Raw genomic sequence first — 11,059 nt, 5'->3', positions numbered from 1 at the left:
GGCGGACACCGCGTCCGCCCCCACCACCCGGCACGCCGACCCCCTCCGCGGGGCCGACAGGATCAGTCCTGGATGATCACCCCGGTGTTGAAGCACGAGCCCAGGGACTGGCCGAAGGCGGCGTTGGAGTTGCCGCAACCCACGTTCCCGTTCGTCAGGCCGTTGATGTAGGAGAGGTTGCCGCTGAATTCGGAATCGTGGTTGGAGGTCCAGGTGCCGACGTTCGCGGCCGCCGGTGCCGCGGTGAGGAGGACCCCGGCCGAGGCGAGGATCACGGCGCTGGTGGCGAGCGTCTTCTTGAGCACTGCGCGTCTCCTTCTGTGTCCGGTCGGGGGGACCGCCGGACGGCTGGTTGTGTGGCGGCCCCCTGGGGAGCCGCTCAAGAAATTACCCCCGGGAAGACCTTGTTTCCCCGCTTTGAACTGGCCTTATAACGAGAAGCATCCTTATGTTCACACTGCGTGCGCGCGCCTCTCGGGTGTGTTCGGGACAAAGACCCAGACATCGGCGGGAGGCGTGTGCGCGCAGCGTCACCGGCCGGACGGTTTCCAGTCGGACGACAATTGCGATTGCGGTCGAGCGGAAGGGGCGGGTCGCGGACGGGGTTCGCGGGTCGGATCCGGGAGGATCGGGTGCGGAACCCGGACACGACGAAGGCGCCACCCCGTCGTCACGGGATGGCGCCTCGGCCGGGAGCCCGCCGCCCGGCGGAGCCGGGTCGGGCCGCCCTGAGCCGCTACTAGTTCTTCACGACGGCGCCGGAGTCGACGCAGTTGGCGCCGGCCACACCGAGGACCGCGATGGCGTTGCCGCAGACGTTGATCGGCACGTCCAGGTCGGCCACGAGCTGGTTGCCCCCCAGGACGCTTCCGTTGCCGGAGGTCGAGACGTTGCTGTTGGCCATGGCCGGAGCGCCCGTGAGCAGGACGCCCGCGGCGGCGGCGACGATGGCACTGGCGGCGAAAGCCTTCTTCAGCATGTGGTTTCTCCCGTCGGACCGGTTGGCGGGGGGCGCCAACCGGTCGATACCATTGACTATGCGTATGACAATGAACACTCCTCGTGTTCGGTCACCATTTAGCCATACTCCCTCGCTCCGCGTGGCCATAACGCGAAAGCATTTCGCGACCGCGAGCTGGAATTATCACCTTCCGTGCGCATCCATGTCCGACATGTGAGTCACAAAAGGGAGCCCGAGAACCCCTTAATGTGACGCACACCACATCAGCGTTCGGGGGTGTCCCGGGTCCCCTCCGTACCGTCCTCGGCGGAGGTGTCGGCGGTGCCGTCTTTCCCGGCTTCCGCGACCCCTGGTCCCCAATCCTCGGATTCGGGACCTTCGGCCCCCGGCGCCAGGAAACGCGGACGGCCGCCCGGCGGCGGCGCGTCCGCAGCCGGGGCCTCGACGCGCGTCGGGTCCTGCGCGTCCTCGATGTGCGCCGACGCCGCCCCGGCGGACGCGGGTTCTCCGGGCCCGGCCTCCTCGAAGAGGGGCCGCCCCGCGGCCCCGGTCCGGCGGGTGAGGGTGGCTCGGGTCGCCCAGCGCTCCGTGCCCGCCGCGGGCACCCGGGCCCGGCGCCCGTACTCGGTCAGCGCGTCCAGGAAGCGGCGCGCCTCCCGGGCCCGGCGCCCGTGGGCCCTGGCGCGGACCGGCCCCGGGGGCGTGTCCACGTCCACCGCGACACGTCCCGTCAGGCGGGCCAGCGGCCCGGCCACCAGGCGCGCCGTCTGGACGCGTTCCACCGGGACGATCTCGGTCACCAGGCAGAACAGGCCGCGCGTGCTGACGAAGAGGTGCTCGTCCACGCCCATCAGGTTCGGCACCGGCCTGTCGTTGGGCACGAGCGGCACATGGGCCGCCTCGCTCTCCGGGAACAGCTCGTTGACCAGGGCGAAGGCCGTGCGGCGCGGCGCCACGGGCAGCAGGGTGGACGAGTCGGCCTGGCGCGCGCCCGCGTAACCGGCCACGTTGGCCTCGACCCGGGCCACGCCCAGGGCCCGCCAGAGCAGGGGCTCGACCACGCGCACGGCCTGCACGCGCCCCGGCGGGACCGTCTGCATGCGCCGCTGGAACATGCCGTAGCGCAGGCGCAGACCGTCGGAGGAGAGGGAGGCGTAGTAGTCGGTGTAGCGGGCCAGGGGCCCCCAGAAGTAGCGCAGCAGCCCCAGGGTGAGCGGGAGGAGCGCGCCCACCACGCCCGCTTCCGCGAAGACCGCGCCCGCGGTGGCGAGCATGAGCAGCGCGATGAAGGACAGCAGGACCGGCACACGGAAGGTCAGCGCGCCGAGCAGCAGCAGGAAGGGCAGCCGGTAGAACGGCCACTCCGGCGCCTCGGGCGAGCGCCCGGGGAGTCCGGCGGCGTGTGCGAGGACCGCCACGCGCAGGCGCTCGGCCAGGACGCGGGGCAGGCAGCGCAGCCGGATGTCGCTCCCGTCGCCGCCCGCCAGCTCGATGCGCAGCTCGGCCATGCCGAACACCTGGAGGAACAGGGGCCGGACCACGTCCACCGCCTGGAGGCGGCTGAGCGGCACCTCGCGCGAGCTGCGCCTGACCAGGCCGCTGTGGACGACCAGGTGGTCCTCGCGCAGCCCGAAGGTGGCGTACCACCACGCGGGCAGGGCGTAGGCGAGCGTGCCGAAGACGACGGCCACGGCCATCATCACGACCCAGGCGAAGCCGAAGGTGTTGAGGATGGGGCCGACCAGCGCCACGAACACCAGGGTCACCGCGACGACCTGGAGCGGGACGCTCATCCAGTGCGCACGGAACACGCCCGTGGTGACGTCGTCCTCCGGCCGCGGGGGCCGGGACGGCTGGGGCCGCCACCCGAACGGGGGCAGCATGGCGGGCGGCTGCGGCGGACCGAACGGCGGACCGGGCGGCTGCGACGGCCCGGGCGGCCCGAAGGGCGGTCCCGGAGGACCCTGGTACCACTGAGGCCCGGCGGTCCCCGGTCGGACGTGCGGGCCCGGGGGACCCTGCGGCGGCTGAGCTGGTCCGTGCACTTACAACCCCGTCGAGAAGCTCTCACTGCGCGCCGCGAGCCGGTCGCGCATCCGGACGGCCTCGGCCAGCGGCAGCCCGACCACCCGGGTGTCCGCGGTGCTGGCGGCGGTGCGCACCTGCACGGTGGCGATGCCCAGGGCCTGTTCGAGGAGGTCGGCGGTGACGTCCACGACCTGCATCCGGCCGTAGGGGATGACCACCAACTGCCTCACGAACACCCCGTAGGTGAGGTAGAGCTCCTCATCGGCCTCCGCGTAGCCCCACGACCGGCGGAAGAGCCCGGCCAGGACCCAGCCCGCGGCCAGGACCGCCGCGGCCAGAACCGCCCAGGCGGCGGCCCAGGGCCAGGAGGCCCGCACGAGCAGCAGCACGGCGCCCCCGCCCCCGGCGAGCAGGCACAGCGTGCCCACCACGATCCGGCGGTACCAGGCCAGGGCGGGCGACACACGGCTCCAGGAGGCTTCCCCGGGCGGTGCGAACGCCGCGTCGAGTGGCCTGGAGGGCCCGGGCGGCGGTGTCGTGTCACTGGTCTCCACGGAGCCAGTCAACCATCCGGGGGCAAGCACCGGCAGACCGACGCGGCGCGCAGGCGAATCCGGGCGAAAGACCCCGGGGCGTCAGAACCGGGCGCCGTCCTGCGGATCGTCGTCCTCGGGGACCCTGCAGGCGTGCTCCAGGTACAGGGCGGCGGCCAGCAGCAACCCCGACGACAGGGCCGTGCCCAGCGCGGTGAGGAACACCTCCCGGTGCACGGGCAGCACCAGCGTGTCCGACACCGACAGCGCCATCCCCGCGAAGAAGCCCAGCGCCAGGGACGCGAACAGCGCGCTGGCCTTGGCCAGGGCGACCAGGCGGGCCGCGCTGAGCGGCTGCATCGGCTCGGTCCCCGGCTTCCGGAGGATGCGCCTGCGGGTCCGCCCCGCCGTGTAGCCCTCGGCGACCGCGAGCAGCAGCAGGGTCGGGATCGCCGACCACGGCAGCAGCGGCAGCCCCGGCAGGGAGTTGGTGACCAGCACCCCGGTGAGGGCGCCGACGACCGCCAGCAGGGACGGGACCCGCCATCCGGTGGGGCGCATCCGCCCCTCCTCGTCCCGGGGCATCAGTCCCGCCCCGGCAGACGCAGCCGCAGGTCGTCGCGCCGGCGCAGTCCCTGCTCACCGCAGGCCTCCAGCAGGTCGGCGACCGGACCCCTCCCGGGCAGGCGCGCCCCGGGGTCGGCGTCCAGCCAGGGACGGAGCACGAACCCCCGTTCGTGGGCGCGCGGGTGCGGCAGGGTCAGCTCCGGGTCGTCGTCGCGCACGTCCCCGAACGCGATGACGTCCACGTCCAGCGTGCGCGGCCCCCACCGGACCCCGCGGACGCGGTCGAAGGCCCGCTCGGCCGCTCGGGCGCGCTCCAGCAGGGCGCGGGGCGGACCGTCGGTGTCCACGACCAGGACCGCGTTGAGGAAGGCGCCCTGTTCGGGGCCCCCCACCGGCGCGGTCTCGTAGACGGGGGACACCGCCACCGGGACCGGCGCGTCCGCGCCGTCCAGCAGCGTGTCCACGGCCCCCTGGAGGGCGGCCATCCGGTCCCCGAGGTTGGAGCCCAGGGAGAGTACGGCGCGCCGCCTGGCGGGGTCCTGCGCGCCCGCCGGGTCCCGGGCGTCCCCGAGGTCGCCGGGTTCGCGCCGTGTCCGCTCCCGGACCACGGTGACGGCCACGTCGGCGAACTCGTGCTCGATGGGCGCCGACGGCTTGTGCACCGTCACCTCCGCCCGCTCGACCAGCGGTTCGGCCAGGCACTCCCGGGCCAGCCGCTCGGCGAGGGTCTCGATCAGGTTGACCGGCTCCCCGGTCACGATCGCGACCAGGCGGTCGGCGAGCAGGCCGTAGTGGACGGTGTCGCCCACGTCGTCGGAGGCCGCCGCCGGGGCGGTGTCCAGGTACAGCACCGCGTCGACCACGAAGTCCTGGCCCTCCCGACGCTCGAACTCGAACACGCCGTGGTGGCCGCGGGCCCGCAGTCCGCGGAGCGCGACGCGATCGGGCATCAGGCCTCGACCTCTCCCTCGTCCTCGTCGTCCTCCATGAGCACGGGCGAGGCGTGGTGCGACCACAGCCGCCACCCCTGGTCGGTGTCCACGAACAGGTTGGTGGTCACCACCTGGCCGCCCGCGACGAAGCCGGGACTGTCCTCCTCGGCGGTCAGCACGTTCTCCTCGCACGTGACCATGGCGATGTCGCCGCCGACCCCGATGTGGGTCTCGGTGAGCACGTACTGGATGTAGGTGACGTTGGCCATGATCAGCGACCAGGCGCGCATGATCTCGGTGCGCCCGCGCAGCAGCGGCCAGCCGGGGTTGACGCACACCAGGTCGGGCGCCTCGTGCTCCTCCGCCCAGACGCTGCGCATCAGGTCGATGTCGCCGTTCTCGATGGCGCTGTAGAACTGCGCGTTGGCCTCGGCCACGCTCTCCATGACCTCCTGCCGCGACTTCACAGGCGGCCCTCCACCGGCTCGGCGCGTCCCTCGTCCAGACGGGCGCCGCCGTCGGACCAGGCCGCCGCCACGCGGACGGCGTCGGCGCTGGGACGGACGTCGTGCACCCGCACGGCCCACGCCCCCCGGTCCGCGGACAGGGTGGTGACGGCCGCGGTGGCGGCGTCGCACTCGGTGAAGGGGCGGTCCTCGCCCTTGGCGTCGCCGAGCAGGCGGCTCAGGAAGCGCTTGCGCGATCCGGCCACCAGCACGGGGCGCCCCAGCTCGTGGAAGCGCTCCAGCTCGTGCAGCAGCGCCCAGTTGTGCGCCTGCTCGGGGCGCTTGGAGAATCCCAACCCGGGGTCCAGAACGATCTGTCCGGGGTCGACACCTGCACTGATCATGGCCTCCATACGGTCGCGGAGCTCATCGAGGACCTCCTGGACGACATCCGTGTACACGGCACGGCTCTGCATGTCATGACTATGCCCACGCCAGTGCATCAACACGTAGGCAACGCCGGAAGAAGCCACGAGTCGGGCCATGGCCGGGTCTGCGAGCCCGCCGCTGACGTCGTTGACCAGCACGGCCCCGGCCTCCACGGCCTTCTCGGCGATCTCGGCGCGCATGGTGTCGACGCTGACGGCGACGCCCCGCGCGGAGAGCTCCCGCACGACCGGTTCGACCCTGCGCAGCTCCTCGGCGGCGGAGACGCGCTGCGCGCCGGGACGGGTGGACTCACCGCCCACGTCGACCAGGTCCGCGCCCTCCTCGGCCAGGCGCATCCCGTGTTCGATCGCCCTGTCGGGATCGAACCACGCGCCGCCGTCGGAGAAGGAGTCGGGGGTGACGTTCACGACCCCCATGACCAGGCACCGCCCGCGATCGGGCAGGCCCGGAAGTGTGTGTTTCGGCCCCATAAGGATCACCCTACGCGTACGCCGGAAAACCGGAGGCGCGCGCCCGGGGCTTGTGCCCGTCCGCGGAGGCGCGAAACCCTCCCCCGCGACCGAGTCGCGGGGGAGGGTTCACGGGAAGGGCCCCTGGCTAGCGCTGGCTCAGGATCAGGCTCATCGCCTCGGAGCGGGTCCGGTCGCTGCTGCGGAAGATCCCCCGCACGGCCGAGGTGACGGTCTTGGCCCCGGGCTTGCGTACCCCGCGCATGGTCATGCACAGGTGCTCGGCCTCGACCACGACGATCACGCCGCGGGGCTGGAGGAACTCCATGATCGCGTCCGACACCTGGCCGGTGAGCCGCTCCTGCACCTGCGGCCGGCGCGCGTACACGTCCACCAGGCGGGCGAGCTTGCTCAGACCGGTGATGCGGCCGTCCGCGCCGGGGATGTAGCCCACGTGCGCCACCCCGTAGAACGGCACCAGGTGGTGCTCGCAGGTGGAGTAGAGCTCGATGTCCTTGACCAGGACCATCTCCTCGTGGTCGGCCTCGAACACGGTGGTGAGCACGTCCCCGGGCTTTTGCCCCAGCCCCGCGAACTGCTCCTCGTAGGCCCTGGCCACCCGTTCGGGCGTCTTGACCAGGCCGTCGCGGTCCGGGTCCTCGCCGATGGCGAGCAGGATCTCGCGGACGGCGCGCTCGATGCGCGGACGGTCCACGGACCTGGGCGGCAGGTCCTCGGTCGGGCTCACGAGCTCTCCTCCTCGCCTCTGTCGGACGGCCCCGGGAGCTGTCCGTTGGTCGAGGAGCCCCGGACCGCCTGGGGGTCCTGGACGTCAGTGGAGCCCTGCACCGCGTCGGCGCCCGGGACCTCGGCGCCGTTGAGCACGGCCAGCTCCTTCTTGGAGCGCACCGGGGGCCGCTCCGAGGGCTGGCGCTTGCCGTACCCCGTGTAGGAGCCGCGGGAGGGTCGCTTGACCACCGGCGCGAAGATCTCCAGCACCTGGGCCTTGGACAGGGTCTCCTTCTCCAGCAGCGCCACGACCAGGTCGTCCAGGACGTCCCGGTACTCGACGAGGACCTCGTAGGCCTCGTCGTGCGCGGACTCGATGAGGCGGCGCACCTCCTCGTCGATGATGGAGGCGATCTCCTCGGAGTACTCGCGGGCGTGCGACATCTCCCGGCCCAGGAAGGGTTCGGTGTTGCCGGAGCCGAACTTGCGGGCGCCCAGGCGCTCGCTCATGCCGTACTCGGTCACCATGTTGCGGGCCAGGCTGGTGGCCTTGTCGATGTCGTTGCCCGCGCCGGTGGTGGGCTCGTGGAAGACGAGCTCCTCCGCGGCGCGACCGCCGAGCATCATCGCGAGCTGGTCCATCATCTGCGAACGCGACGTGAGGAACTTGTCCTCCGTCGGCACCGACATCGTGTAGCCCAGGGCCCGGCCGCGCGGCAGGATGGTGATCTTGTGCACCGGGTCGGAGTTGGGCAGCGCGTGGCCCACCAGGGCGTGGCCGCCCTCGTGGTAGGCGATGACCTTCTTCTCCCGGTCGGACATCACCCGGGTCTTGCGCTCGGGACCGGCCATGACCCGTTCGATCGCCTCCTCCAGGACGGCGTGGGTGATGACGTTCCGGTCGGCGCGCGCGGACAGGAGGGCGCCCTCGTTGATGACGTTGGCCAGGTCGGCGCCGGTCATCCCGGCGGTCTGGCGGGCGATGACGTTGAAGTCGACGTCGTCCGCCATGGGCTTGCCCTTGGCGTGGACCTTGAGGATGTCGCGGCGGCCGTCCATGTCCGGGCGGTCCACGACGACCTGCCGGTCGAAGCGGCCGGGGCGCAGCAGCGCCGGGTCGAGGATGTCGGGCCGGTTGGTGGCGGCGATGAGGATGACGCCGCCCTTGACGTCGAAGCCGTCCATCTCGACCAGCATCTGGTTGAGGGTCTGCTCGCGCTCGTCGTGCCCGCCGCCCATGCCGGCGCCGCGGTGGCGGCCGACGGCGTCGATCTCGTCGATGAAGATGATCGCGGGGGCGTTGGCCTTGGCCTGCTCGAACAGGTCGCGCACGCGGGAGGCGCCCACACCGACGAACATCTCGACGAAGTCCGAGCCGGAGATGGAGTAGAACGGGACCCCGGCCTCGCCGGCGACGGCGCGGGCCAGGAGGGTCTTACCGGTTCCGGGCGGGCCCATCAGGAGCACGCCCTTGGGGATCTTGGCGCCCATCGCCTGGAACTTGGCCGGGTTCTGGAGGAACTCCTTGATCTCGTGGAGCTCCTCGATGGCCTCGTCGGCCCCGGCGACGTCGGCGAAGGTGTTCTTGGGCGTGTCCTTGGTGATGAGCTTGGCCTTGGACTTGCCGAAGTTCATCACGCGCGAGCCGCCGCCCTGCATCTGGCTGAAGATGAACCAGAAGATGACGATGATGATGACCAGCGGCAGCAGGCTGAACAGCGCGGTGGTCCACACCGGTGTGGTGGCGACCGACACCTCGTAGGACTCCAGGTTGGAGCCCTCGCTGTCCAGGGAGGTCTGGAGCATCTCCGCGAGCTGGAGGCCCTGCCCCTCGACCCAGTACGCCTCGTAGATCTCGTCGTCCACGGTGGTCAGCACGATGCGCTGGTCGCGGTCGACGATCTCGGCGTTGTCCACCTCGTCCCGCTCGATGAGCTGGTGGACGGTCGAGATGTCGGTCTCCGTGGGTTGGGGACCGCCACCGACGTCGAACACGCGGAAGCCGATGATGAGCATGAGGCCGACGGCCAGGATCCAGATCCACGGACCGCGGAAAAAACGCTTCAGATTCATGTGAGCGGAACCCTGTCGGGTCCGTCCCTCCTGACCAGGCCGCCCCGCCCCAGAGGAGTTTCCGAAGCAGGACCTATCGGACACGTGGTTCCCCGGAACGTCGCCGGGATATTCGACGGTACACCTCGCCCCCGAGGGCGGGCACGCCCGCACGGACGACCGGGCGGGAACCGTCATGAAAGCAACGACGACACCCCACCGCGTTGTTCCCGTGGCGCTCCCCACAGCCTCCGTACGGGTCGGTGCGAGCCCGTACGGAGTCCGGACGGCGCCTCCGCGGCGGGTCGGGCCCGCCCTCCTAGCTCTCGTAGACGTGCGGGGCGAGGGTGCCGATGAAGGGCAGGTTGCGGTACTTCTCGGCGTAGTCGAGGCCGTAGCCGACGATGAACTCGTTGGGCAGGTCGAAGCCGACGTACTCCACGTGCAGGTCCACGTCGAAGGCCAGCGGCTTGCGGATCATCGTGCAGACCTCCACCGAGCGGGGCCCGCGCGACTTCAGGTTGCCGATCAGCCACGACAGGGTCAGACCGGAGTCGATGACGTCCTCGACGATGAGGACGTCGCGGTCCTTGATGTCGGTCTCCAGGTCCTTGAGGATGCGGACCACCCCGGAGGAGGTGGTCCCGGCCCCGTAGGAGGAGACCGCCATCCAGTCCATGGAGACCGGGGTGTGCAGTACCCGGGCGAGGTCGGCCATCACCATCACCGCGCCCTTGAGCACACCGACGATGAGCAGGTCCTTGCCCGCGTAGTCGGCGTCGATGCGCGCGCCGACCTCCTCCAGGCGGGCCTTGATCTCTTCCTCGGTGACCAGGACCTTCTCCAGGTCCCGACCCATGTCTTTGGCGTCCACGCTGATGTCCTCGCTGCTGGGTTCCCCGTTTGCGGCAACCAGGATAAACGTGCCGAACGCGGCGGCGGAGCCGGACCGGCCCGCCCTCCCCCGCGGCGGCGCGTCCCGGGGGCGGACACGCCGGGCGCGGCCGGGCCTCAGCGCTCGAAACGGACACGGCCCGCGACACGGCGGCCCCGGACGCCCCCGGGCAGGTTGATGTGGGCCTGACCACGCCACTCGGTGACCAGCCGGTCCAGTTCGCGCACGTGCCGGGCGGTCAGCGCGCTGGCCGGACAGCCCGCGGCGAGCGCGGCGCGGCGCAGCACCCGGGTGCGCAGGGACTCGGGGGCCCGCTCCAGCGGTGCCACCGCCAGCACGGGCCCGACCGGGCGCGCGTCCCGCCCGTCCCCCTCGCCCGGGCCGGACGCCTCCTCGAACAGTCCGTCGGAGAGCAGGTCCAGGGTGTCGGCGTCCGCGCGCAGCATGCCCGCGGTGCGGGCGAGCGCGGCGGCGATCCCCGGGCCCAGCGCGCGCTCCAGGGCGGGCAGCGCCTCGTGGCGCACCCGCGACCGGGCGAAGCGGGGGTCGAGGTTGTGCGGGTCCTCCCACGCGTCCAGACCCATCCGGGCGCATGCCTCGCGCACGGTGGCCCGGTCCAGGTCCAGCAGGGGGCGCAGGCGGTGGCCGACGCGCGGCGCCATGCCCGCCAGCGAACGGGCCCCGGAGCCGCGGGCCAGGCCGAGCAGAACCGTCTCGGCCTGGTCGTCGAGCGTGTGGCCGAGCAGCACCACGGCGGGGGCGCGCTCGGCGACCGCGCCGTCCAGTGCCTCGTAGCGGGCGCGCCGGGCCGACGCCTCGGGCCCGCCCGGTCCGGTCACCCGCACGGTCCGGACCAGGACGGGGTCGAGCCCGAGCCCGGCCAGGACCTTGGCCACGTCCTCGGCGCGCCGGTCCGAGCCCTCCTGGAGCCCGTGGTCGACGGTGACCGCCCCCGCGGTCCGGCCGACGCGGGGGGCCTCGAAGGCCACCGCGCCCGCCAGCGCCAGGGAGTCGGCG

At 72.3% G+C, this 11,059-nt stretch carries 12 protein-coding genes and 1 pseudogene; all 13 read right to left on the bottom strand.

The features are described from left to right. Positions 1-62: 62 nt before the first annotated feature. Positions 63-305, bottom strand: a complete 243-nt coding sequence (locus tag DQW06_RS03100; protein WP_013155968.1) for a hypothetical protein — start codon at positions 303-305, stop codon at positions 63-65. 434 nt (positions 306-739) lie between these two features. Further along, entirely contained in the window at positions 740-979 is a 240-nt protein-coding gene (locus tag DQW06_RS03095; RefSeq protein WP_071621163.1) for a chaplin family protein, read from the bottom strand. 245 nt (positions 980-1,224) lie between these two features. Then, the gene (locus tag DQW06_RS03090) at positions 1,225-2,844 is read right to left on the bottom strand and encodes a PH domain-containing protein (RefSeq protein ID WP_117197922.1); all 1,620 of its coding nucleotides are present in this window, start codon (positions 2,842-2,844) and stop codon (positions 1,225-1,227) included. A gap of 162 nt (positions 2,845-3,006) precedes the next feature. Next, positions 3,007-3,453: a PH domain-containing protein gene (locus tag DQW06_RS03080; RefSeq protein ID WP_013155965.1), complete on the bottom strand. Its 447-nt coding sequence runs from the start codon at positions 3,451-3,453 to the stop codon at positions 3,007-3,009. A gap of 171 nt (positions 3,454-3,624) precedes the next feature. Beyond that, on the bottom strand, positions 3,625-4,107 hold the full coding sequence (locus tag DQW06_RS03075) for a DUF3180 domain-containing protein (RefSeq protein WP_071621156.1): 483 nt from the start codon (positions 4,105-4,107) through the stop codon (positions 3,625-3,627). Beyond that, a complete protein-coding gene (gene folK, locus DQW06_RS29385; RefSeq protein ID WP_269473045.1) occupies positions 4,107-4,598 on the bottom strand; it encodes a 2-amino-4-hydroxy-6-hydroxymethyldihydropteridine diphosphokinase in 492 nt (163 codons plus the stop codon). The genes DQW06_RS03075 and folK overlap by 1 nt, the downstream gene beginning before the upstream one ends. 84 nt (positions 4,599-4,682) lie before the next feature. Beyond that, positions 4,683-5,039 (bottom strand): annotated as a pseudogene (gene folB / locus DQW06_RS29380) (dihydroneopterin aldolase); the annotation flags it as partial. Next, the gene (locus DQW06_RS03065; protein ID WP_013155962.1) at positions 5,039-5,488 is read right to left on the bottom strand and encodes a nuclear transport factor 2 family protein; all 450 of its coding nucleotides are present in this window, start codon (positions 5,486-5,488) and stop codon (positions 5,039-5,041) included. The gene DQW06_RS03065 and the pseudogene folB, both read right to left, overlap by 1 nt. Then, complete coding sequence (gene folP / locus DQW06_RS03060; RefSeq protein ID WP_041553488.1) at positions 5,485-6,333, bottom strand: dihydropteroate synthase; 849 nt, start codon at positions 6,331-6,333, stop codon at positions 5,485-5,487. The genes DQW06_RS03065 and folP overlap by 4 nt, the downstream gene beginning before the upstream one ends. A gap of 181 nt (positions 6,334-6,514) precedes the next feature. Continuing rightward, a complete protein-coding gene (gene folE / locus DQW06_RS03055; protein WP_013155960.1) occupies positions 6,515-7,114 on the bottom strand; it encodes a GTP cyclohydrolase I FolE in 600 nt (199 codons plus the stop codon). Further along, positions 7,111-9,168, bottom strand: a complete 2,058-nt coding sequence (ftsH, locus tag DQW06_RS03050; RefSeq protein ID WP_013155959.1) for an ATP-dependent zinc metalloprotease FtsH — start codon at positions 9,166-9,168, stop codon at positions 7,111-7,113. Before ftsH ends, folE begins: the two co-directional genes overlap by 4 nt. Before the next feature lie 298 nt (positions 9,169-9,466). Continuing rightward, on the bottom strand, positions 9,467-10,021 hold the full coding sequence (hpt, locus tag DQW06_RS03045; protein ID WP_197724863.1) for a hypoxanthine phosphoribosyltransferase: 555 nt from the start codon (positions 10,019-10,021) through the stop codon (positions 9,467-9,469). Positions 10,022-10,158: 137 nt separating this feature from the next. Then, the coding region (gene tilS, locus DQW06_RS03040; RefSeq protein ID WP_117197921.1) for a tRNA lysidine(34) synthetase TilS at positions 10,159-11,059 on the bottom strand (901 nt) is incomplete at its 5' end.

This window comes from Nocardiopsis sp. TNDT3 (genome assembly GCF_003427465.1).
Classification (GTDB): Bacteria; Actinomycetota; Actinomycetes; order Streptosporangiales; family Streptosporangiaceae; genus Nocardiopsis; species Nocardiopsis dassonvillei.
The sequence above is the reverse complement of the archived record's forward strand: the minus strand, read 5'-3'. Positions and strand labels throughout refer to the sequence as shown.